We start from the raw sequence: 21,279 nt of genomic DNA, 5'->3' as shown, positions 1-21,279 counted from the left end.
TCAGGACCACGAAGCTCTCCCCGCCGAGGTCACGGCTGAAGACTACGCGAGTCCGGCTCCCCCTCCGAACCCCGAGAAATGAGTGCACGAGGACTGTTCTTGATGGGAAAGCCATCATCAGCCTGCGTACGCATCCCACCTTGACGCGCCCAGACGAGCAGACCAGGTACCCGAAATGCCACCCACGAGCCTGCCTCGCTACATCGCGGGAGGCTCCTTCAGCGTGAACAGGGTGCGCAAATCCGCGCACAGCCATGCGGTAAGCCACCCGCAGGGCCCAGCCGGCAAGGTCCGTTCGAACAACGACGGCTCTGTCGCCGGCACCGCCACCACCATTGCCATCGCCCGTACCCGCCCCGGACAAGACAGACGCGGCTTGCGGCGGCGGCCCATTGCCCGGCTACTCCGGTCCACTCCCCCATTGCTCGACCTCTTCCGGCCCACCACCGGAGCCATGATCGAGCGCATCCACGCGCCTCCAGCCGGCAGAGCTCCGGGTTACGCCGAGGGCGCGCACGCTCGGGCACCCAAACCACGAACCCCGGCCCGGGGTCGGACGCACCGCAACCCCCGCCGGCGCCAACCCCCGCCGGCGCCGCAACCCGCACCCTGCATTCTGCGGGAGGTCACGGCCGCAGCAAGGTTGACGAGGGCAACCGCCCGATCGCCGGCAAGGTCGAGGGGCCGGTCCCGCGGCAGCGGCTCGCCCGAAAGACTCCGTGCCCAGCGGTTCGTCTCAACAACGCCGGCCGGAGCGGGATGACAACAGTGAGCCGACCGCGGCTCGGTACCGAGGGGCGGAAGGACGTTCTCAACGTCGCGCACCGCGAAACGCGCGTACATGGATCTGGGATCAGGATTGCTTCGGCGTCCACCGGTTGTTGCTGCCCGAACGCCGGCACCTGCGACAACGAAGTTCGGCGGCAAACCCGGCAACACGTTCAGGCCGGCGCGCGAGATCGTGTTCCTTCGCTGAGAGTCATGGAAGAAACCCGATCACCAGCCCGCAGACCCCCTCTGACCTGGGCTTTTGTTCGAATTCCCGCGTGCGGCGCGATCTGTTGATGCCCGGTGTGATTCCCTGCGTTTCCTCAAATCAGGCCCTCAGAGCGCCATCTGACGCATCATCGCAGGTCAGAGCCTTGTCCGGGAGGCCGAGAGGGTGCCTGGCTTGATCCGATGTGGCCGAGTAGCCGATTTGGTCCCTCGAGCGCCGGGGCCGGCTCCGCGGATCGTCGGATCGTCCCGGCAACCGGATGACGTGACGCAACGTGGGATCCTAACGTGGCGGATCATGAACATCCTGATCGTAGGTGGCAGTGGCTTCCTCGGCCGCGAACTGGCCCAGCAGGCAGTGACAACCGGACACGCCGTGACGGCAACCTTCGCGACCACCGCAGGTGACATCCCCGGTGTTCACTGGCTGCCCCTGGACCTGCGCCACAGCGAGGAGATCACGTTGGCGCTCGCGCGGGCCCGGCCGGACGTCGTCATCAACGCGGCGTCTCGCAAGGCCGACTGGGCAACTACGGCCGATGGCGCGATCGGCCTGGCGATGGCCGTCACCCGGCAGGGAGGCCGACTGGTGCACGTATCCAGTGACGCCGTCTTCTCCGGCGCCGCCATCCGCTATGACGAATCCGCCACACCGGATCCGATTACCCCTTACGGAGCCGCGAAGGCTGCGGCCGAAACAGCGATCCGGATACTCGCGCCGGCCGCCGTCATCGCCCGTACCTCGTTGATCATCGGCGAAGGTGATTCCGAGCACGAGGCGCTCATCCACGATCTGGCCGCCGGGCGACGAGATGGCGTGCTGTTCACCGATGACATTCGGTGCCCCGTTCATGGCACCGACCTCGCCCAGGCCCTTCTCGAGCTGACCACCTCCGATCACACAGGCGTGTGCCATCTCGCCGGGTCGGACGCGATCAGCCGCCATGAACTCGGTGTCCTGATCGCCGACCGAGACGGACTGGACCACGCCCAACTGACCGCAGGCCGCCGCGCCGACACCGGTCCCCCGGGCCCACTGGACGTCCGCTTGGACAGCACCCGGACGCAACGCACGTTGCACACCACGCTGCGCGGCGCCCGCGACTTCCTACGCCGCGAGCAGTGACTCGTACGCCTTTTCCACGCCCCGGGCCATCCGCGCCCCTGCTGCCCGTGCCGGTTCGACCGGCACGGGCAGCAGGGGCGGCGAAGTCACATCACGCGACGGCGGTTCCCTCGAGTTCGACCATCTGGCCGGGGATCGCCAGTCGCGTCACCCCGAGCATCGTGGTGGTCGGCGCCACCCCGGCGGCGCCCAATCGCGCCGCCAGTTCGCCGTAGTGCCGGAAAAGCAGATCGACGTCGGTCGTGTAGACGTTGAGCCGGATCAGGTTCGCGAGGGACATGCCGGCCTCGCCGAGTACGGCCTCCAGGTTGTCGATGCTCAACGCCAACTGCGCGGCCATGTCACCGTCATGCTGGGGCTTGCCGTCGCCACTCATCGCGGTCTGCCCCGAAATGTACAGGGTCCGTGTGTGTCCGGAGACGACCTCGCCCTGGTTGAACCCCATGTCCACCGACCATGCCACCGGGTTGACCGCCGTTCGTTCCATTGCTTCGTGGCTCCATTCGATTCGCTTCATGGGGAGTGCGTACGTCCATCGGCTCGGTAGCCGCCGGTTTCGACGTCGCATTGACGAGCCTCTCAACAAATCACGACACCCTTGGTCATGTATTTGGTTAGAGTTCTCGCATGCGCGCCGACCGATTGGTTTCGCTGGTGCTACTGCTGCGCCAGCGTGGTCGGTTGACCGCGGACACGCTGGCCCGCGAGTTGGGGGTATCCACCCGCACCGTGCTGCGCGATATCGAGGCGCTGTCCGGGGCCGGCGTTCCGGTCTACGCCGAGCGCGGCCGGCACGGCGGTTTCGCGTTGTTGCCCGGTTTCCGGACCGAGCTCACCGGGCTGAACCACGACGAGGCCCTGGCCCTGTTGACCGCCGGATCGGGGCGCGGCGAGCTGGTATTCGGTCTCGGCTCGGCGCTCGCGTCGGCCATGCGGAAGGTGGTCGACGCGCTGCCTGAGGGGCACCGGGCCACCGCGAGCGACGCTGCCCAGCGATTTCTCGTCGACCCGGAGACCGACCTGCTCTCACGCCGGCTGGCCGCCGATGACGTACCCGACAGCACAATGATCGAGATCCGGCGCGCGGTGCTCGCCGGACACAAGCTGCGCATCCACTACGCGGCCACCGGCCAGGAGCCACAGTGGCGCACGGTGGACCCGATCGGCCTGGTCACCGTACGCGACCGGGGCTATTTGCTGGCCACAAGATCCGGCGCGGACCGCACCTACCGGCTGTCGCGGGTATTGGCCGCCGAGGAACTCCCCGAAGCGGCACAGCGGCCGGACCGGGTCGATCTGGACCGGGCCTGGCAGGAACGCAGCACGCGGTTCCGGACCGGCGGCGACCAAGTCGCCGTGTTGCTAAGGGTGAACCCGGCGCGACGGGAGGAGCTGGTGGGCACCGCGCTGGCCGTCCTCGCCGAGGAAACCGACGCGGATGGCCGGTTGCGGCTGGAAGTGACGTTCCAGGATTCACGACACGCCGAATGGGCCCTGTGGCAGCTCGGCATGGACGCGGAAGCCCTGGCCCCGCAAGCGCTGCGGATCGCCCTCCGCAACCGTGCCGCCGCGATGGCCACCCGCTACGGAGACTCTCTCTGAGCCGAAGGCTCCAGCGAGCTGCTCGTTGCCCGCCGTATCCGGCTCGTTCGACATCGACTCGCGCCTGGTGGCCGGGCTTCGAGCAGCGCGGCGTCGCTCGGCTTCTCCTCGCGCGGGCGCTCGTGCGGATGGGGCTGGAACGGGTCGTGGTTCTTCCGTACTTCGTTGCGGGGAGTCGGTCTGCGAACGATCATGGCCGTCATGGCGCAACCGAGTCGGATCATCGAATGTGGAGACTTTGTTCTGCGAGGCTGGCGGGGGGAGAGCGACTTCGCTTCCGCTTTCACGTTGATCGAGGAGTCTCTGGAGCATCTGCGTCCCTGGGAGCCGTGGGTCGCCGGCCACAGTGAGGAGACAACCCGCGGCCTCCTGGCGAAGTCCGAGGCGAGGTGGGAGAGCGGTGACGTGTACAACTACGCCATCGCCAAGGACGGCACCCCCGTCGGCATGTGCCAGACCTCCCGCGGGACCGAGCCCCAGGGGCGGCGCATGGGGTATTGGCTGCACCCTGCCGCCACCGGACAGGGCATCGCCACGAGGGCGACCGCGGCCCTGATAGCCGAGATGTTCACCCTGCCGGACGTGGAATACCTGGAGATCGCACACGACTTGGCCAACATCTCCAGCGCCGCCATACCGCGCCGATTGGGCTTCACCGAAATCCGGCGTGAACAGGCGAGGCCACCCGTAGCGCCTGCCGGCACCGGGATCGACGTGATCTGGCGGCTGAACCGTCCGACGCCGCCCGTCGACGGCACTCGCCGCCCCTGAAATACCGGGCCCGTCGCGCTCGGTTCCTGTCCTTTCGCGGCCAACGCGACGTCCCCATGGGCGCCAGACGGATTGTCGTGGGACGGAGACGGCTGCCGTGGTGTGCGGTCTCGATGGCCACACCCTGGAGGGCGTGTTCGTGGCGTCGCCCGCGTGCTCGATCGGGCCGGGGCTCGTGAGGGCGATCCGTATCGGGGTAGGCACGCCGCCGCGCGGGTGCCTCGTGGGCCTGGTCCTTTGGTCGTGCTTGGTCGGGTGGCCCGTCCTGAGCGTGCGTGGCCCGACACCCCCAGGGGTGCCGGGCCACGGCTTCGCAGGTTCGGGTGAGTCCAATTGGACTCGGACTGTCAGCGGCGGACGGCGAGTGCGTCGACTTCGAAGAGCATGTCGGGCAGCGCCAGGGCGGCGACACCGAGGAGGGTTTGGGCCGGGGGCTTGTCACCCCAGATGCGGGTGATCACCGTGAGGAGCGCTTCGAGCTTTGCGTGGTCGTGGTCGACGATGTACGTGCCGAGGCGGGCCACGTCCTGGAAGCCCAGGCCCGCTGCGGCCAACGCGGTGCCCAGATTGGCGAAGGAGCGTTCCACCTGGGCTGCGAAGCCCGATGATTCGACCGCGCCGGTCTGGTCGGAGCCGTACTGGCCGGCGATGAAGACCAGGTCGGGATTGGGCGCGTCGACGACGTGGCTGTAGCCGAATGCCACCGGGTTGTGCAGGTCGGCCGGGTTGGTGATGGTGATGGAGCCGCTCATGGTCTGGTTCTCCCTGGTGTGATGGTGGTTCCGGAGTCGGTGTTTCAAGAACCGGTCGTTCGGAGCTGGTTGTTCGGAACGGGTTGTTCGTGCGGTGGGTGAGGCGTCATCGGTCGGTGAGGCGCCATCGGTCCGCGGTCGGGCGGCGGGCGGCGGCTGCGGTCAGGGCGGTGAGGAGAGCGAGCGCGGTGCCCAGCCACGGGGCAGCGGCGGTGGCGATGTTGTCGACGGCGAGGGCGCCGAGGAGGGCGCCGAGGGCGATGGACAGGTTGAAGACGGCGACGAACAGGGACGTTGCCGCTTCGGTGGCCTTCGGCGCCGCAGTGAGCATCCAGGTCTGCAGGCTCACGGGTGCGCCGCCGTAGGCGAAGCCCCACACGATCAGCAGGGCGATGCCGGCTGCCGGGACGTCGTGCAGGAGGGCGAGCAGGGTCAGGGCCACGGTCAGGGTGGTGGTGATCGCGAGGAGCGTGCGCCGGGCGTCGCGGGAGGCTCGGGTGCCCGCCGCGAAGTTGCCGGCGACACCGGCCACGCCGTAGCCGAGGAGCAGGACACCGATCAGGCCGTCGTCGACGCCGGCCACGTCCCGCAGGATGGGGCGGACGAAGGTGTACGCGACGAAGTGGCCGGTGATCAGCAGGAACGTGAGCGCCAGCCCCGCTCGTACGCCGGGGTTGTCGCGGCCGAGCCGGGACAGGTCGCGGAACGTCATCCGCCGGGCGGAGGCTTCCGTGGGCAGCGGTGGCAGCAGGAACACCAGGACCACGAGCGCGACGAGGCCCAACGCGCCGACGGCAGCGAAGGCGGCGCGCCAGCCGGTGAGTTCGCCCATGAAGGTGCCTGCCGGGACACCCAGTACGGAGGCGGTGGAGACGCCGCCGAAGACCACGGCGGTGGCTCGGGCGACCTGTGCCGGGGGCACCAGGCGCAGGGCCAGGCCGCCCGCGATCGCCCAGAAGCCGCCGACGCCCACGCCGACCAGTACGCGGGCGACCAGGACCACCGCGAAGTTCGGCGCCGTCGCGCAGGCCAGGTTGGCGATGCCGACGAGGGCGATCAGCGCCGCGAGCAGTGCGCGGCGATCCAGCCGGCCGGCGGTCACGGCGATCACGGGAGCGGCGAACGCGGCGACGATTCCGGGGGCGGTGACCATCAGGCCGGCCGTGCCCTCGGAGACGTCCAGCGTGGTTCCGACCGGGGTCAGGAGGCCGACCGGCAGCAGCTCGGAAGTCATGAGGGAGAAGATCCCGAGCGCGACCGCACCGACGGCGAGCCAGGCGCGGAGCATCGACGGGGGAGATGGAGATGGAGATGGAGGTGGCGTGAGCGAGTGGGGAGGTGGCGTGGGAGGTGGTGGTTGCGAGGGTGTGTCGGGATGGGACCGGGGTCGGGTTTCGGTACTGGCTCGGGGTTTCGTTTCGGACCGGCCTCGGGATTCGAGCCGGGAGTCGGTGTGGGGGCGGGGGTTCGAGATCTGCTTATTCACGATGTTTGATATCCAGAATCTAAGTCGTCGGACATCCCTTGATGAGAGAGATGCGGGCACGGTTCCCCGGGTCGGCGGATCCACGGAAGTGGGAAGCCAATGCCGTGCCGTCGTGGTTTTATTCTGGATCTTCGCTGTCCAGAATTCAAGCCTCGCTTCGGATCCGGCCCACTCGCCTCCTCCCTCCTCTCCTCACTCGCACCTCCGGTCCATGATTTTGCTTCTCGGGGGGCGGTGGCTTGGGAGTCAGGGGGTGGTGATGGTTTGGTTCAGGCGGGTCAGGGCTTGGTGTAGTTCGCGAGCGGTGCCGATGGGCAGGATGGCCGCTCGGCCGGGGACTCGTACGCCGCCGGTGAGGGCGACCCGGGTGGTGTCGCCTTCCGGTACGGCCGCCATGCCGATGATCACGAATCGGCTTTGCAGCCAGCACCAGCCCGGGCGCAGGATGCCGTCGAAGCGGGCCCGCATGCCGTAGCGGCTACGCGCGTGGGCCTCGACGCGGTCGCCTTCGCGCCGGGTGACCCGTACGTGGCGCATGTCCGGTTGGAACCGACCGAAGCCGTCCTCCAGGTCACCCATGACGGCCCAGACGTCGGCGAACGGTGCCGGGATCACGCCCTCGACGACGCGCGCGCCGGGGATGCCGGCGGTCAGCGCCCGGAGACGGCCGACCGCGTCGATCAGGCCGGGGTCGATGGCGCCGGACTCGACGCTGCCGGACTCGACGCTGCGAGGGTCGAGTGGCTCGGTCATGCCGTCCACATCCTTCGGAATCCGGCCCGGGCGCGATGCAGCCGGGACTTGACGGTGCCTTCGGGTACGCCGAGCAGGTCCGCGGCGGTTTGTTCGTCCAGGCCCTCGACGTCGCGCAGGACCAGTACGGCGCGGTGCTCGGGGGAGAGCCTGGCCAGTACGTCGTTGATGTCGGCGGCGAGTTGGGGGTCGCCCGGTGCGGGGAGTTCGGTCGATTCGACGGGGGTGTCGCGGCCTGCGCGGCGGGCGATGCGGACCGCCTCGCGGGCCGCGATGGCGCGAACCCAGCCGTACAGCGCTTCCGGTTCGTCCAGGGTGCGCAGCGCGCGGAAGACGACGACCAGGGTTTCCTGGACCGCGTCCTGGCGGGCGTCCAGGGCGATCGGGCCGCAGATGGTGGTGACGTAGGGGATCAGGTGATCGAGCAGGTCGCTCATCGCGATGGTGTCGCCGCGGCGGGCGGCGCGGGCGAGAGCGACGCCGCGCGTGCGACGGTCGGTTGCTTGGCTTTTCGGTGTTTGCTCCCGCGTCGTTTGCTCGCGGGTGGTTCGGTCTCGGGTGGTTTTGTCTCGGCTTGTTCGGTCTTCGGGTTTCGCGTCTGCGGTGGTTCGGTCTGCCGTGGTTCGGTCTTGGGTCGGTTGGTTCTCGGCTGGTTGGTTTCGGGCTGTTCGGTCCTGGGCTGGACGGTCTTCGCTTCGGCGATCCGGCACGGTGATGATCATCTCCCGGTGACCCCGGTCCGGGGCAGTCGACGCGACGTGCGGCGGAAGCCGGTGAGCGCGAGCCGGGCGGCCGCGTATCCGAACGCCACGCATACCGGCGTGTAGACGATCAGGTTGAGGCGGTGGAACGTGCTGCCCGGGTCGGTTCCGATGCCCAATGCCCACACCACGCCCACCGTCGCGCGGACGGCGAGTCCGGCGGCGACCGCGGCGGTGATGAGCGCGGTGGTCCGGCCGCCTCGGTCGCGGCTGTGTGCGTACACGCCGACGGCACCGGTGCCGAGCAGTGCGCAGAGCGGCAGCAGGACGCGTGGGGTGAACGGGACGTCTGCGTTGAGGAGTCCCTGGGAGAGCGCCTCGGTGCTGTCGGCGGGCCAGGTCGGACCGGCCGCCCAGAACGCGTGCAGCAGGGCGTCGGCGGTGAGCAGTGCGGCGACGGCGGTACCGGCGCGTCTTCTGCCGGCGCTGCCGGGTGCCGCGGCGCCCGGTGTTGTGGTTCCGGTGGCGGTGCTGGTGATGTGCACGGCGAAGTCCCTTCTGGGGCCGACGGGTTGTCGGCTGGTCGACCCGTAGACCGGCTGCGCGGGCGGGCGATTCGGCCGATCGGATCGAACGGTCGAGCGTCGGGAAGAGGACGCCGGGCGGGAAAAGGTTCCATGTGACGCCGGGCACACCTGCGGACCGCACCTACCGGGCACACCCGCCGGGCACACCCGCCGGGCACACCCGCCGGGCGCACCCGCCGGGCGCAGCCGTGTTCGGAGGCAGGTTCTCGGCCCGTCAGGTGCACGGCTCGGCGGGCGCCGGTTCGACGCGATCCGCGATAAGCCCTTGCCAAGGGATACGTAATTACGTAACTTCGAACTATCGAAGGTTGGGGTCCGATCGACACCACGAATCGACCGACGAGCCCACACGGGAGCCGCACGATGCCTATGCGTAAGGCCGCCACGGCCATGAATCGCCTCTGCTGGATCGCGTTCTTCGCGGTCCTGGTCGCAGGGATGCACTACGGCTACTCCTGGATGTTGAGTTGGATCCCGCTGGGGTTGATGATGGTCACCCAACTCCTGGTGAGCTGGGCGCCGGACGAGCCGGATGAGTCGGTCGAGCCGGACGCCACCGCGAAGGCCGGTGCCGGTGTCGAGCCCGGCGCGAGGCCCGGCGTGGAGGTGGAGGCGCCGGTGTCCGGGCGATGGCGGGCGTTGAACAGCCCGGCCGACAAGGTGCCGAGCCACGGCACCAGGGCCTATGGGCAGGCATACGCGATCGACATCGTCGCGGAGCCGGAGGGCGGGCGGGCTCGCCCGAGGTTCGGGTGGTGGCCGGTGGTACGGCGCAGCCGCGCGTTCCCAGGGTTCGGGCTGCCGGTGTCGGCGGTGGCGGACGCGACGGTGGTGCGGGTGGTCGACGGCCAACGCGATCATCTCAGCCGCAACTCGTTCCCGGCGCTGGTCTATCTGGTCGTCGAGGGCGTCGTCCGGGAAGTGGCCGATGCGCGTCGGCTGGTCGGCAACCACGTGATCCTGGATCTGGGCGGCGGGGTGTACGCGATGTACGCGCACCTGCGGCGTGGGTCGGTGGTCGTGCGGGAGGGCGAACGGGTGCGGGTGGGGCAGGGGTTGGCGCGTTGTGGCAACTCGGGGAATTCCAGCGAGCCGCACGTGCACTTTCAGCTCATGGACGCCGCCGACCTGACCGTGGCGCGCGGGATTCCGTTCGCGTGGCGCGGGATCGGGGTGCCATCGAACGACGAGGTCTTCAGCGCGTCGAGCACCGTCAGCCGGCCGGGGACTCCGTGACCGGTCGGTGGAAGCGGTCCGGTCCCTCGAACCCCTGGGCCGGGGTGCTGACCGCGCGTGCCACGGGCCGGGTTCTGGACACCTGGGTGATGCAGATGATCACCATCCGGAACGGACTGATCACCGAGATCCGCCCGTTCTACTGGGACACCAAGGCGGTGGACGCGGCCTTGACGCCTTGACCCTGATGCCTCGACGCCGGTCGCGACATCGCCGTGCTCGGGTCCCTTCGGTGGGCGGATGAGCCCGTCACGGACGCGAGCGCCGGGCTCCGGTGCGGCTCCCGAGGCTCGGTGTCGGCGTATGGGTGCCGACCCGTGGTCGCGAGCCGCCGCGGAGCCGGACAAGGCGTGTCCCGGACAGCCGGCTCGGTCGTTTCGGTCAGGCGACTTCCGCCGTCGCGGGCTCGGGAAAGCGGGTGCGGAAGGTGAAGGCGTGCGCGGTCGGGCCGTGTTCGCGCAGGTGGTCCAGGCGGCTCTTGCCGTCGGCGACGGTCGGGACGGTGCCGGCCGGGATCCACCACAGGACCTGCGACATCTCCGCGAGGTGCTCGAACCAGTCCTGGCGGCGGCGCAGGTATTCCAGATGGCCGCTGCGGTAGACGAACTCCCAGAGCAGGTCCGGGGTTTCCCACACCGACATGGTCACGATGCTGTCGGCGTCGTACGGGCGGACGTCGGTCGCGTCGGGAACGCCCTCGTCCTCGCCCTTCATCCGCCAGACGAAGCCGGGCGCGTGGTCCGCGAGTTCGTTCACCGGATCGAGGCCGGCGACGAAGTCGACCATGGTGGGCGTATCCAGAGGGGCGAGCATACGCGCGACGTTGAATTGGGCGATGTGATGTGTCGAGGGCATGAGGTCACCTCACCAGCTCCCGAGATATATGTCAACGAAAATTGTTTTTAGAGATTGCGGAGGTATCGAGGGGGTGGATCGGGTGGATCAGTCGCCCGGTCCCCGCCCGTTCGCCCCGTTCACCGGCCCCGCGTTCGCGGCCTGTCGCCCTTTCGCGGTCTCCTCCGCCGACCGCTCGACCACCACGCAGCAGCGTCCCGGCACCGAGTCCAGCCTGGCCCGGTGTCCGGCCGCGCCCAGGCCGTCGAGGAGCCCCTCCACCAAGGCCAGGTTCATCCCGCACACCAGCGGCGGGAAATCCTCGGCCAGTTGGTGGAAGGGGCAGTTCCGGAGCAGGATCCGGGACGTGTCGTGCGGCTCCCCGGGCGTCGCCGGGACATCCTGATCGGCCCGCTCGTGCTGCGGCTGCGACTCCGGGGCCGGGCTCGGCAGCGCGTCCGGGGCCGGCTCGTATCCGCGCGCCGTCAGCGCCGCGACCACCCGATCGTGCTCGTCCGCGCCCTGCCCACCGTTCGTGCCGTCCGCGTTGTCCGTGTCGCTCGCGTCACCCGTCGTCGGCCCGCCGAGCGCCCTCCCGGCCAGCCGCCCGGTGTCGTACGCGGCCGCGTGTACCGCCCGATCCGCGCCCGCGCGCTCGACCGCGTCCGCCAGGATCTGGCCGGCCGTGTCGTAGGCGCGCGGTGGCAGGCTCACGCTGGTCTCGATCGTGCTGCGGCGGTACAACTTCGCGGGTCGGCCGGCGCCTGGCCCGCCCTTGCCGGCGGGCCGTGCGTACTCGGTGCTGAGCAGGCGTGCCTCGGCGAGCTTGTCCAGGTGGAACGCCGCGAGCGTGCGCTGGATCCCGACCGCGTCGGCCGCCTCGGCTCGCCCGACCGCGCCCTCGGCGGCGGCGATGTAGCGGTACAGGGCCCGGCGTATCGGGTCGGCGAGCACTCCCACCGTGTCGAGCGCGTCATCACCGGGCGGGGGAGGGGAAGAGAGGTCGGACACAACCGGAGTGTAGGCGAGCCGATGGCGGGGACCTCGGGACGGTGGGGCGAGCGGGGCCGGCGCGGGCCGCCCGAAGCGCGGAGCCGGGCGCATGGCTGCGGGTGCGGCTGACGGTGTGGGTGCGGGTCGCGCCGCTCGCGCCCGCTCAGCCGAAGTCGAGTTCGCGGATCGGGGCCGACTCGCCGTCCCAGGTTCGGGCGGCCTCGCGGATCATCGCGAAGAAGTCGCGGTGGAGGGTGACCTCCAGGGCCTCGACGACGGTGCCGCCGTGCGCCTCGGTGGGGAAGTAGGCGAAACGGCCGCCCGGGCCGGAGGTGCCGTGGTGGTACGGGTGTACGCCGGCTCGGGCGAATTCGGCGAGGTACGCGTCGTAGTCGGTGGTGAAGTGGCCCAGGTGATGCAGGCCCTCGCCGTGCTCGCGGCGGAAGTCGCGATAGGCGCTGGGGGCTTCGGGGTTGAGCTGCTGGATCAGCTCGATCTGTCGGTCGCCGGCGTAGGCGATGCCGACGGCGATCCGGGCGTCGGTGGGCTTGCCCCGGTAGTAGGTCTCCCGGATCGCCGCCTGCGGGAAGTGGAAGAACGGGCCGACGCCCAAAGTGGTCGACCAGTGGCGCATTGCGGCTTCGACGTCGTCGACGACGTAGCCGAGCTGGTCGACGGAGCGGATCGCTGGTGCCATGGGTGCTCCCGGGGTCGGATCCGATCTGCGGGGCCGAGGGGACGGCGGGCAGGGGAGTGGGCGGGTACGGAGCGGTCGGGGCGGGTGGTCGTGGTGGGTGTACGGGTGCGTGATCGCGGTACGCAATCGCACGGTCGGGCGCTCGGGAAGGCCACGCACCCGGGAGGCTGCACAACCCGGGAGGCTGCACAACCCGGGAGGCCGCGCACCCGGGAGACCAGGCGTCCGGGAGATCAGGCGTCCGGGGACGCCCCGCTCACCGCCCCGGCCAAGCCCCCGCGACCAGCTCGCCGCCCTTGAGGACCGCGCGGGGTGGCCGGTCGGCCAGTACGCCGATGTCGGTCGTCGGGTCGCCGTCCAGGATCAGCAGGTCGGCGAGCCGACCCGGTTCGATGCGGCCGAGGTCGTCCCCGCGTCGGGCCAGTTCGGCGCCGTTGCGGGTCGCCCAGCGCAGGACGTCGAGCGGAGTTACGCCCGCGTGCTCGGTGTAAAGACGCAGCTCCGCGCCGTACATCCCGTGCGGGAAGCCGATCGCGCCGTAGTCGTCGCCGAGCACGAACCGCACGCCGGCGGCCTGCGCCTTCGGGATCATCGCGTACATGTGGTTCAGGTCGGCCCTGATCGCGTCGGCGGCGAAGCCGAGTCCCGAGCCCATGAAGCCGAGGAAGTGCTTCGGGAAGTGCAATGAGGGCACCACGAACGCGCCGGTCTCCACGAGCGCGGCGATCACCTCGTCGTCCATCTCGTCGCAGTGGTCGACGATGTCGATGCCCAGTTCGAGCGCCATCATGATGGCCGGCTTGTTGACCAGGTGCGCCCGGATCAGCACGCCGCGCTGATGGGCCGCCTCGATCGCGGCGGCCAGTTCCGCGCGGCTCATCTCGATCCGGTCCTTGGGCGCGGTGGTGCCGTGCCCGCCGGTCACGAACAGCTTGATCACGTCCGCGCCGCGCTTGATCTCCTCGCGTACGCCGAGCCGGAAGCTCTCCGCGCCGTCACACAACCGCACCGCGCCGGAAGCGCCCATGCCCCAGTGCCACGGGACGCCGTCGTTGGAGTGCCCGGTGGTGGACAACTCGCGCGAGGAGGCCCAGAACCTCGGGCCGGGGATCAACCCGTCCTCGATCGCGCGCTTGACGCCGCCCTCGACGTCGTTGGACCCGCCCGCGCCGACCACGCCGGTGTAGCCGAGTTCGAGCGCGGTGCGCAGGTTCCGCGCGGCGATCAGCGCCTGGTAGGAGGGCGGGTACTCGTTGCCGTACGGCGTGTTCGGCTTCGAGCCCAGCTCGTGGTAGGTCGCGTGGAAGTGGCACGTGAACATGCCGGGCATCAGGGTGTGTCCGGCCAGGTCGACGAGTACGTCGCCGTCCTGCGGGTCGGGCCGCTCGCTTCGCACGGCGACGATCCGCTCGCCCTCCACCACCACCGTGCGATCGGCGACGGCGGCGTTGGTCCCATCGAGCAGGTTGACCCCGGTCAGTACCAGACGAGTCACGGCAGACCTCTCTCCCGCCACGGGAAATGACACAGCGTCAGATGCGGCGTGCAGCCATGTATGGCAGAGGCGCCGACAGGAGACAAGAGCCACGCCCGCCGACGCCACCGGGCAGGCCGGCGCAACAGGTTGGTCCGGCCGGGGTGGGTCGGGTCGCCGGGTGGGTTGGTCGGGTGGGTTAATCGGGTAGGCCGGGTTGGTCGGGTGGGCCGGATCGACGGAGTGGGTCGGCCCGATCGGATCCGCCTGGTGCGCCGATATTCGGCTGCCGGTCCACCCCGGGTCGGGCAGGATGTGCCGACGCGGCGTTGCGGATGCTGGTGGCCGCACGTCGCGACCTTCCCGACACGATCCGCGACACGTTGGCCGGCGACCCGGACGCCAAGGTGGTTACCTCCATCGCACCGCACCCCGGTCTGTCCGAGGCCCGGCTGCGGGCCATGCTCGCTCGGCACGGAGCCCGCGTGGCCGCCGGCGTCGCGGCGAACCCCGACGCGTCGTCGGCCCTCCTGGAGGAGTTGACCCGGCAGCCGGCCCCACCACGCAAGGCACTGCGCGCGATCGCCCGACACCGCAACGCGACCGCACCGGCGCTGCACGCGTGCCTCGTGGATGACCGGGCAAGGCGTCTGGCCGCCGGCCATCCGGCACTGTCGCCGGCGACCCTCATCGCACTACTCGCGGACGAGGACGCACAGGTGGTGCAGGCGGCAGCGGCCCACCCGATGTTGCCGGTCGCCGTCATGGCGGAGGCGGTGTCCCGAGCGGAGGGTCGGGGTTGGGCGGTGGGCGCGGGCGGTGCGCCCCACGTCGGCGGCGCGGCCCGGTAGCCGGCGGCTTCCACCAGGGAGGGCCCGACGGCCCTGACGAACCTGCTCGGGCGTCGTGTCGTCAGTGCCCTACGGGTGACCGTTCGTCAGCGCCGCAAGGTTGGACGGTTCGTGAGTGCCGTACCGATCGGACGGCACGGCCGGGGCCCGGAAGTGAACCGCCGGGAATTGTCGGGCCCGGCAGCATCGCGGCGTAGGCGAGGCCGCTCCCGGTGTGCGGGAGCGGCCTCGGTGTGTCGGCGGAGGGCAAGCCGGTCGGCAGTTGGATCGGATCGGATCGGGTCGGGTGTCCCGAGTCCCGGGCGTCCCGGAGATCGCTCGGCCGCGCAGGGTCAAGGGCGGCGGGCCGGGGCCGGGTCGGGCTTTGCCGGTTGGGTGGCCGCCAGGGTGTCGGTGGCGGCGCGGGTGAAGGCTTGGGCGAGTGGGGAGTAGGCGGCCGTGCGCCAGACCAGGCCCCAGGAGAGCGCGGGCGAGTCGTGGATGGGGATGTACGCGATGTCGCCCCGGGGGAAGTACTTGACCGCGTGCAGGGGTACCGGCGAGATGCCCAGCCCGGCCGCGATCGCGGTCAGCGTCTCGTGCGCCGTCGTGCTGGAGGGACCGCGCGGGATCGGCTTCCCGCTGGGCGTCTGGGTCGGGTTGATCGCCTCGGCCCAATAGGCCGGGACCGAGTCGTCGATCCGGAACACCGGACCGACCGCGAGGTCCTCGAGCGAGACCGACTCGCGGCCGGCGAACTCGTGCCGCGCGGATACCGCGAGCACCAGCGGCTCGGTCAGTACGATCGGGCCCACCGTCAGGTCCGGCTCCTCCACCGGCAGCCACACCAGTTGCAGATCCACCTCGCCGCCGCGCAGCAACCCGAACGGGTCGCCGATGTGCGCCTCGCGAATGCGCAGCTCACAGTCGGGATGCCGGCTGCGGAAGGTGTCCAGGATCTCGGGGATCTCAGCCAGCGTCGCGTCCATCGTGCCCAGCCGCAGCGTGCCGGAGAGGCCGCGCGCCGCCGACGCGGCCCGCTCGATCCCGTCCTGAATGCGCTGGTAGCCCGCGGCCAGGTCCTCGCGCAACTGCCGGCCGATCGGGGTCAGCGACACCCGCCGACTGGTCCGCTCGAACAAGGGCGCGCCGATTCGCCGTTCCTGCTGCTTGATCGCCTGGCTGACCCGGGCCGAGGACACCAGCAGTCGCTCGGCGGTACGGCCGAAGTGCAACTCCTCCGCCAGCACCAGAAAGATCTCGATGTCCCGCAGCTCCATACGCCCCCGCCGTTCGTCGCCGTACCGTGCCGTGCTCCCGCCGATGAGGCCGATGAGACCGGTGCGAGCCGGCGCGAACCGGTGTCGTGTCCCGTGTCGGACTCCGCGCCGTACCCCGTGCCACACCGTGCCTCCGCGCCCCGCACCGCACCCTGTGCCACACCTGCCATCGGTAATCCCTGGGTTAACGAGGGTTGCCGACATCGTCGTTGCTCGGGGAAGTGTCTCGGCACGATCGTAGAGACACGCCGGCCGGAACGCCCGGGCACCGGATCCACACCGCCCGTCGGCGTGCTCGCCCGAGCGCGCTCGACCGGCGCGGCGCGGACCGTCACGGGCGCCGACCGCCGGGTGCCGCAACGCCCGGAGGCCATACGCAGCATGTCGCATGCCGCTCGGCCGACGCACCGAACCACGGAATCGGGGATCGCCATGTCCAAAACCGCCATCGTCACCGGCGGAACCGGCGCGCTGGACCTCGCGCTCGTGCGCGGACTGTGCCGGCGGCTGGGCGAGCACGGCGCGGTCTACCTGGCGGCCCGGGAACCGGAGCGCGGGCGCGACGCCGTGGCCCGGCTGCGCGCCGAGGGGTTCGCACCGCACTTCGCGGCCCTCGATCCACGCGACGCGACCGGCGCCGCGAGGCTCGCCGCGACGCTCGCCGACCGACACGGCGGCGTGGACGTGGTGATCGCCGGCGCCGCCGCCCGGGTCGACCTCGGGACGCGCAACCAGGACCAGGTCAGGGCCTACGTGGACACCGACAACCACGGCACCCACCGGCTGATCGAGGCGTTCGCTCCGCTGCTCAACGACGGCGCCCGATTCGTGCTCCTGGCCGGTGACTTCGCCGGGCTGCGGCACCTTCCGCACCGGCTGCGCACACGCTTCGACGTGGATCGGGCGAGCCTGGCCGAGCTGGCCGAGGTGATGGAGGACTACGTCCGCGCCGTGGAGGAGGGGCGTGCCGCCGCTGAGGGCTGGCCCGCGTGGATCGGCGTTCCGTCGACGATCGGCCGGGTGGCCGCGATGAAGGTACTCGCGCGGGACCTGGCCGAGGACGCGGCACGGCGCGACATCGTGGTCAATGCCGCGAGCGTGTGCCGCGCGGATCCGGCCGAGCCGATCGCCGCAGCCGAGCGGGACGCGGACGTGGAGCGGTCCGCCGCCGACGTCCTGTGGCTGGCCACGCTTCCGGCCGGCACGCCCGAACCGTACGCGGAACTGGTCCGCCGGCGCACCGCCGTGCCGTTCCGGGAGTGATCGGGGTTCGGCGGCCCAGGGTTCGGCGGGTCGTCCGGGTGTCCGGTCGCCCTGCCTCCTGGTGGATCATCGAACCCGGGCGGGCGAGGTCGGCGGCGACGGGTTGTGGTTCGGGTGAATCCTTTTGCGGTCCGGCGGGCTCTTATCTGTGCGTCGACCGCTCGGTCGGCCCCGGAGTCGGAGGTCCCCATGGGAGTTGTCGTTGGTGTCGCGGTCGGTGTCGCGTTGCTGGTGTGCACGTGCGTCGTTCTGGTCCGAAAGCGGAGGAGCTCGCGTGGCTGAGACCGATTGGCCCGGCGAACAGTTGGTTCTCGCCGCCCAGCGCGGGGACGTCGACTCGATCTCCGCGCTGGTCTCCGGTTCGTATCCGCACGTGCTGCGCTTCGCCCATTCGTTGTGCACGTCACCGCACGACGCGGAGGACGCGGCGCAGGAGGCGTTGATCATCCTCTATCGCCGGATCGGGATGTTGCGGGCGACCGCGGCGCTGGGGTCGTGGATGTTCCGCATCGTGCGCAACGAATGTCTGCGGCGCGCTCGGACGGTGCTGCGGTCGGCCAAACCGGACCGGGAGGCCGCCACGGAGTGCCTGGAGGACGATGTGCTCCGGCGGCTGGAGGCCGAGCGGGTGGCCGCGGTGATCGCCGCGCTGCCCGAGGACCTGCGCCGGGTGCTGATCATGCGCGACGTCCAGGGCCGGCCGGGGCGGCCGGTCGCCGAGGAACTCGGCTTGACTACGGCCGCCATGAAGTCGCGCCTGCACCGGGCACGGACGGCGGTCCGGGAGGGACTTCGGCAACCGCTCGACGGGTACGAGGCGGGCCGCGACGGGAGCGGCGGCGCCGGCGACGCCGATGCAAGTGACCATCGACCGCGTGAGGGAGGCACCCATGGGAGTGGTCGTTGACGGTGCGAAGAAGGCCCCGACGGGAGTGGTCGTCGACCATGTGCGGGAGGCCGGAGCGGGAGTGCACGCCGACGGCGTGAAGGACGCCCCAACGGGAGTGCGGGCCGACCTCGTGAAGGACGCCCCGTTGCCGTCGGCCGGCGACCGGCCGCGGAAGGCCCTTCGGTGGGTGACCCGCGACCGGGTGAAGGCGGTGCTGTCGATGGGGCTCGCCACCGACCGAGGTGCCGCCCGTGATTCGGTGGCGCGGCATCTGGTCCGAGGCGCGGTGGGGCTTGGGGCGCTCGTCGGCGCGTTCGCGCTGATCCCGGTGGTCGGCCCGGCCGCCCTGCTGCTCGCTCCGGTGGGCCTGGTCGTGCTGCGCGGTTGTCCGACCTGTTGGCTGGTCGGGTTGATCCAGGCCATTTCGGCGGGCCGGTTGGAGCGCCGGTGCACGGAGGGACGTTGCGAGTTGCAGGTCGCCCGGCCGCACGCTCGGCATCCCGCGAGTACGCCCACCGCCGGCGACGAAGCGGCCGAGTCCTCGCCGGATGCCGTCGGCGAGCGAAACGCCGCCTGAAACGCTGCCGTGCCGCCTGCCGCCCCGTCGAGGGGAGGCCGACGGCCGGCGGCGGCAGCGGAGATCGCACGTCCCGGCGCGGGGAAGTCGCCGGGACGTGCGGGATGGTGCCGGTCGCCGCCGCGACCTGGCGGTTTGTCAGCCGCTGACGCTCTCCCGGCCGTTCTCGATGTGGCCGGCCAGCCGTCGGGTGAAGCCGTCGCCGCCCTCGATCGTCACCGTGACGTCATACCAGCCGTCGGCCGAACCCGTCGACCAGTGCACGGTACGCTCCCGGCCCGGCTTGAGGGTGATCGTGCGCTCGCGGTCGGAGCAGCCGAGGCCGTACGCGTTCGGGGTGAGCCTGAAGGTCACCGACTGCTTGCCGTGGTTGGCCAGTTCCAGGTCCAGCACCCGGCCCGTCGCGCGGATCCGCGAGGTGACCTCGGCGCCGGCCGCGGCCGTGGCCCCGGCGAACTCGCGGCGGAAACCGTTCGGGCCCACCACCGTCAGGTCGTAGCGGTCGCCCTTGAGCGCGATCGTGTCCGAGCGCCTGCCCTGCACGTCGTAGTGCTTGGGCTTGGGCAACTCGCCCGAGTAGGGGAACAACTGGAGGTGCACGCTGGATCGCCCGCCGTTGGCCAGGTCGAGGGTGAGTGTGCGCTTGGCGGCGTCCACGCGAGCCGACGCGTCCGGCTGGTAGGGCAGCGGACGGGCCGGGCGGCGACCGCGCTCGGGCTCGGGCAGCTTCTGGTCGGCGGGCGGCGCGGGCCGCCAGCGCGAGGTGAACCCCGGGGCCGGGGCCGGCCGGGGCGGCACGTGCGAGCGGCGGGCCCGGTCGAAGTCGAAGGCGCCGGTCAGGTCGCCGGACACGGTACGTCGCCACGCGCTGATGTCGGGCGCGCGAACTCCCGTCCAGGTCTCCAGGAAGCGGGTCACCGAGGTGTGGTCGAAGGTCTCCGAGGAGACGTACCCGCCCACGGTCCACGGCGACACGATCATCATCGGCACCCGTGCGCCGAATCCGATCGGCCGGCCGTTGTAGTACTCGTCCGTGACCTCTTCCGGCGGACGCGGCGCCGGCACGTGGTCGAAGAAGCCGTCGTTCTCGTCGAACGTGAGCAGCACGACGGTGGAGTCCCAGATGTCGCGGTTGGACGCGATCGCGTCGAGCACCTGGTAGGTGATCGTCGCACTGGCGGCCGGCGAGGAGGCGCTCGGGTGCTCGGAGTCGGCCGCCGAGGGCACCAGGTAGGACACCTCGGGCAGCGTGCCGGCGGCGATGTCGGCGCGCAGCGCGTTCGCCAGCGAGTGCGGCCGGCCGCGGCGCAGACCGCGCTCGTACAGCACCCGGTCGGCGGCCGGCAGCGCCGCGACGCCCTGCTCCAGCTTGGCCAGCAGCGCGTCCTGCTCGGCCGCGGGCAGCCCGCCGAGCTTGCCGTAGAACGAGTCCAGGCTCTTGAAGTCGCCGGCCGCGGCCAGTGCCTTGCGCGCGACCTGCTTGAACGAGACGTAGAACTCCAGGTTGTTGTCCTGGTAGTTGTCCCATTCCTGGTAGACCTTCCAGGACCGGCCCGCGCGCTGGAGGTGCTCGGCGTAGGTGGTCCACGAGTAGCCCGCGTGGCTGTCCTCGGAGTACGCGGCGTTGTCGATCGCCCGCCGGGTGCTGCTGCCGGGCTCGTAGCCGGTGTAGCCGCTGACCAGGTAGTTGCGGTTGGGCGAGGTCGACGACGGCAGTGCGCAGTGGTACGCGTCGCAGATCGTGAACGTGTCCGCCAGTTCGTAGTGGAACGGCAGGTCGGTGCGGTCGTAGTAGGCCATCGTGGCGGGCGACTTGGCGCCGATCCAGCCATCGTTCCAGCCGTCGTTCCAGGCCTTGTGCCCGCCGTCCCAGCTATGGTCGAGCGCGCCTATGTACTGCAGGTCCTTCGCCGCGTCCTGGGCCGCCTTGCGGACCGGGAACGGCAACACCCGCCCGGCGGGACCGCCCGGCTGCTCGAACACGTCGTGCCCGTCGCGCAGTCGGATCGTGTTGCGGTCCCCGAAGCCCCGGACCCCGCGCAGCGTGCCGTAGTAGTGGTCGAACGAGCGGTTCTCCTGGACGAGCACGACCACGTGCTTGATCGCCTTCAACCCGCCGCGCCGGGGCGGGGAGGCGAGGGCCTGCTGGACGGACGGCGGCAGGAGCGAGCCGGCGACGGCGAGTCCCGCGCCGCCCGCGCCGAGTTGGAACAGGCGGCGGCGGGATACGCCGGAGGGAGGCTGGGGGGAGGCCGACACGGGGAGCCCTTTCGGATGTGGGGAGAAGCGCCCGTGCGATGGGTTCGCACGGATGGGGTGGTTCGGGTGCTGCACCGAGCCGTTCGCACGTACGGGGGTGGTTCGGGCGTGCGGAGGTGTTCGGACCACCGCAGTTCATCGGTCCGCCGCCGACCGGGGAGCGGATCGCGGGT

The 21,279-nt window shown here is 70.9% G+C and carries 21 protein-coding genes; 9 read left to right on the top strand and 12 right to left on the bottom strand.

Translation table 11 applies throughout. The features are described 5' to 3' along the window. Positions 1 to 1,294: 1,294 nt before the first annotated feature. Complete coding sequence (locus ACIRL2_RS10345; RefSeq protein WP_402231465.1) at positions 1,295 to 2,122, top strand: SDR family oxidoreductase; 828 nt, start codon at positions 1,295 to 1,297, stop codon at positions 2,120 to 2,122. Between the two features lie 91 nt (positions 2,123 to 2,213). Here the strand turns inward: ACIRL2_RS10345 and ACIRL2_RS10340 are convergent, their stop codons facing one another. Then, entirely contained in the window at positions 2,214 to 2,609 is a 396-nt protein-coding gene (locus ACIRL2_RS10340) for a RidA family protein (protein ID WP_395859322.1), read from the bottom strand. Positions 2,610 to 2,749: 140 nt separating this feature from the next. On the opposite strand from ACIRL2_RS10340, the gene ACIRL2_RS10335 reads away from it, so the two are divergent. Both ACIRL2_RS10335 and ACIRL2_RS10330 read left to right on the top strand, forming a co-directional pair. Continuing rightward, positions 2,750 to 3,724: a helix-turn-helix transcriptional regulator gene (locus ACIRL2_RS10335; protein WP_402231463.1), complete on the top strand. Its 975-nt coding sequence runs from the start codon at positions 2,750 to 2,752 to the stop codon at positions 3,722 to 3,724. A 192-nt stretch (positions 3,725 to 3,916) separates the two neighbouring features. Then, positions 3,917 to 4,495: a GNAT family N-acetyltransferase gene (locus tag ACIRL2_RS10330; protein WP_402231461.1), complete on the top strand. Its 579-nt coding sequence runs from the start codon at positions 3,917 to 3,919 to the stop codon at positions 4,493 to 4,495. Positions 4,496 to 4,842: 347 nt separating this feature from the next. Here the strand turns inward: ACIRL2_RS10330 and ACIRL2_RS10325 are convergent, their stop codons facing one another. From ACIRL2_RS10325 to ACIRL2_RS10305, 5 genes are all read right to left on the bottom strand, one after another. Then, on the bottom strand, positions 4,843 to 5,247 hold the full coding sequence (locus tag ACIRL2_RS10325; RefSeq protein WP_402231459.1) for a RidA family protein: 405 nt from the start codon (positions 5,245 to 5,247) through the stop codon (positions 4,843 to 4,845). Positions 5,248 to 5,353: 106 nt separating this feature from the next. Continuing rightward, positions 5,354 to 6,481 (bottom strand): MFS transporter, encoded by a 1,128-nt coding sequence (locus ACIRL2_RS10320; protein WP_402231457.1) that lies wholly within the window; start codon positions 6,479 to 6,481, stop codon positions 5,354 to 5,356. Between the two features lie 498 nt (positions 6,482 to 6,979). Then, positions 6,980 to 7,486: a hypothetical protein gene (locus ACIRL2_RS10315; RefSeq protein WP_395859047.1), complete on the bottom strand. Its 507-nt coding sequence runs from the start codon at positions 7,484 to 7,486 to the stop codon at positions 6,980 to 6,982. Further along, on the bottom strand, positions 7,483 to 7,923 hold the full coding sequence (locus ACIRL2_RS10310) for an RNA polymerase sigma factor (RefSeq protein WP_331771136.1): 441 nt from the start codon (positions 7,921 to 7,923) through the stop codon (positions 7,483 to 7,485). The genes ACIRL2_RS10315 and ACIRL2_RS10310 overlap by 4 nt, the downstream gene beginning before the upstream one ends. Positions 7,924 to 8,204: 281 nt before the next feature. Continuing rightward, complete coding sequence (locus ACIRL2_RS10305) at positions 8,205 to 8,732, bottom strand: DUF3995 domain-containing protein (protein ID WP_402231455.1); 528 nt, start codon at positions 8,730 to 8,732, stop codon at positions 8,205 to 8,207. Between the two features lie 405 nt (positions 8,733 to 9,137). Here ACIRL2_RS10305 and ACIRL2_RS10300 point away from each other — a divergent pair, with 405 nt between their 5' ends. Together ACIRL2_RS10300 and ACIRL2_RS10295 are read left to right on the top strand one after the other, a co-directional pair. Beyond that, on the top strand, positions 9,138 to 10,010 hold the full coding sequence (locus tag ACIRL2_RS10300; RefSeq protein WP_402231454.1) for a M23 family metallopeptidase: 873 nt from the start codon (positions 9,138 to 9,140) through the stop codon (positions 10,008 to 10,010). Next, a complete protein-coding gene (locus ACIRL2_RS10295; RefSeq protein WP_402231453.1) occupies positions 10,007 to 10,192 on the top strand; it encodes a nuclear transport factor 2 family protein in 186 nt (61 codons plus the stop codon). The genes ACIRL2_RS10300 and ACIRL2_RS10295 overlap by 4 nt, the downstream gene beginning before the upstream one ends. Positions 10,193 to 10,391: 199 nt before the next feature. Here ACIRL2_RS10295 and ACIRL2_RS10290 read toward each other — a convergent pair whose 3' ends face one another. The 4 genes from ACIRL2_RS10290 to ACIRL2_RS10275 form a co-directional block, all read right to left on the bottom strand. Then, positions 10,392 to 10,865 carry a DUF3291 domain-containing protein gene (locus tag ACIRL2_RS10290; RefSeq protein WP_402231451.1) on the bottom strand — a complete coding sequence of 158 codons (474 nt, stop codon included), beginning with the start codon at positions 10,863 to 10,865 and terminating at the stop codon, positions 10,392 to 10,394. Positions 10,866 to 10,952: 87 nt separating this feature from the next. Then, complete coding sequence (locus tag ACIRL2_RS10285; RefSeq protein ID WP_402231449.1) at positions 10,953 to 11,855, bottom strand: helix-turn-helix transcriptional regulator; 903 nt, start codon at positions 11,853 to 11,855, stop codon at positions 10,953 to 10,955. A 145-nt stretch (positions 11,856 to 12,000) separates the two neighbouring features. Then, positions 12,001 to 12,534 carry a VOC family protein gene (locus ACIRL2_RS10280; RefSeq protein WP_395859041.1) on the bottom strand — a complete coding sequence of 178 codons (534 nt, stop codon included), beginning with the start codon at positions 12,532 to 12,534 and terminating at the stop codon, positions 12,001 to 12,003. A 256-nt stretch (positions 12,535 to 12,790) separates the two neighbouring features. Then, the gene (locus ACIRL2_RS10275) at positions 12,791 to 14,029 is read right to left on the bottom strand and encodes an amidohydrolase family protein (protein WP_395859040.1); all 1,239 of its coding nucleotides are present in this window, start codon (positions 14,027 to 14,029) and stop codon (positions 12,791 to 12,793) included. Positions 14,030 to 14,349: 320 nt separating this feature from the next. Between ACIRL2_RS10275 and ACIRL2_RS10270 the strand changes: the two genes are divergently transcribed. After that, positions 14,350 to 14,859: a hypothetical protein gene (locus ACIRL2_RS10270; protein ID WP_402231446.1), complete on the top strand. Its 510-nt coding sequence runs from the start codon at positions 14,350 to 14,352 to the stop codon at positions 14,857 to 14,859. 332 nt (positions 14,860 to 15,191) lie between these two features. Here the strand turns inward: ACIRL2_RS10270 and ACIRL2_RS10265 are convergent, their stop codons facing one another. After that, the gene (locus ACIRL2_RS10265; RefSeq protein ID WP_402231444.1) at positions 15,192 to 16,118 is read right to left on the bottom strand and encodes a LysR family transcriptional regulator; all 927 of its coding nucleotides are present in this window, start codon (positions 16,116 to 16,118) and stop codon (positions 15,192 to 15,194) included. Between the two features lie 432 nt (positions 16,119 to 16,550). On the opposite strand from ACIRL2_RS10265, the gene ACIRL2_RS10260 reads away from it, so the two are divergent. The 3 genes from ACIRL2_RS10260 to ACIRL2_RS10250 all read left to right on the top strand — a co-directional run bounded on the left by ACIRL2_RS10260 (position 16,551) and on the right by ACIRL2_RS10250 (position 18,847). Beyond that, positions 16,551 to 17,381 carry an SDR family NAD(P)-dependent oxidoreductase gene (locus ACIRL2_RS10260; RefSeq protein ID WP_395859037.1) on the top strand — a complete coding sequence of 277 codons (831 nt, stop codon included), beginning with the start codon at positions 16,551 to 16,553 and terminating at the stop codon, positions 17,379 to 17,381. Between the two features lie 274 nt (positions 17,382 to 17,655). Further along, on the top strand, positions 17,656 to 18,288 hold the full coding sequence (locus tag ACIRL2_RS10255) for an RNA polymerase sigma factor (RefSeq protein WP_402231443.1): 633 nt from the start codon (positions 17,656 to 17,658) through the stop codon (positions 18,286 to 18,288). Continuing rightward, positions 18,272 to 18,847 (top strand): hypothetical protein, encoded by a 576-nt coding sequence (locus ACIRL2_RS10250; protein WP_395859035.1) that lies wholly within the window; start codon positions 18,272 to 18,274, stop codon positions 18,845 to 18,847. The genes ACIRL2_RS10255 and ACIRL2_RS10250 overlap by 17 nt, the downstream gene beginning before the upstream one ends. Before the next feature lie 138 nt (positions 18,848 to 18,985). On the opposite strand, the gene ACIRL2_RS10245 is transcribed toward ACIRL2_RS10250, so the two are convergent. After that, entirely contained in the window at positions 18,986 to 21,106 is a 2,121-nt protein-coding gene (locus ACIRL2_RS10245; protein WP_402231441.1) for a phosphocholine-specific phospholipase C, read from the bottom strand. Positions 21,107 to 21,279: the final 173 nt, after the last annotated feature.

It is taken from the genome of Embleya sp. NPDC127516, from assembly GCF_044765325.1.
Taxonomy (GTDB): Bacteria; Actinomycetota; Actinomycetes; order Streptomycetales; family Streptomycetaceae; genus Embleya.
Note: the sequence above shows the minus strand (reverse complement) of the source record. Positions and strands in the feature narration are given on the sequence as shown.

Coding starts and splice junctions, on each gene's coding strand:
- ACIRL2_RS10345 (WP_402231465.1), top strand. CDS start 1,295: ATGAACATCCTGATCGTAGGTGGCAGTGGCTTCCTCGGCCGCGAACTG.
- ACIRL2_RS10340 (WP_395859322.1), bottom strand. CDS start 2,609: ATGGAACGAACGGCGGTCAACCCGGTGGCATGGTCGGTGGACATGGGG.
- ACIRL2_RS10335 (WP_402231463.1), top strand. CDS start 2,750: ATGCGCGCCGACCGATTGGTTTCGCTGGTGCTACTGCTGCGCCAGCGT.
- ACIRL2_RS10330 (WP_402231461.1), top strand. CDS start 3,917: ATGGCCGTCATGGCGCAACCGAGTCGGATCATCGAATGTGGAGACTTT.
- ACIRL2_RS10325 (WP_402231459.1), bottom strand. CDS start 5,247: ATGAGCGGCTCCATCACCATCACCAACCCGGCCGACCTGCACAACCCG.
- ACIRL2_RS10320 (WP_402231457.1), bottom strand. CDS start 6,481: ATGACTTCCGAGCTGCTGCCGGTCGGCCTCCTGACCCCGGTCGGAACC.
- ACIRL2_RS10315 (WP_395859047.1), bottom strand. CDS start 7,486: ATGACCGAGCCACTCGACCCTCGCAGCGTCGAGTCCGGCAGCGTCGAG.
- ACIRL2_RS10310 (WP_331771136.1), bottom strand. CDS start 7,923: ATGAGCGACCTGCTCGATCACCTGATCCCCTACGTCACCACCATCTGC.
- ACIRL2_RS10300 (WP_402231454.1), top strand. CDS start 9,138: ATGCCTATGCGTAAGGCCGCCACGGCCATGAATCGCCTCTGCTGGATC.
- ACIRL2_RS10290 (WP_402231451.1), bottom strand. CDS start 10,865: ATGCCCTCGACACATCACATCGCCCAATTCAACGTCGCGCGTATGCTC.
- ACIRL2_RS10280 (WP_395859041.1), bottom strand. CDS start 12,534: ATGGCACCAGCGATCCGCTCCGTCGACCAGCTCGGCTACGTCGTCGAC.
- ACIRL2_RS10265 (WP_402231444.1), bottom strand. CDS start 16,118: ATGGAGCTGCGGGACATCGAGATCTTTCTGGTGCTGGCGGAGGAGTTG.
- ACIRL2_RS10260 (WP_395859037.1), top strand. CDS start 16,551: ATGTCCAAAACCGCCATCGTCACCGGCGGAACCGGCGCGCTGGACCTC.
- ACIRL2_RS10250 (WP_395859035.1), top strand. CDS start 18,272: ATGGGAGTGGTCGTTGACGGTGCGAAGAAGGCCCCGACGGGAGTGGTC.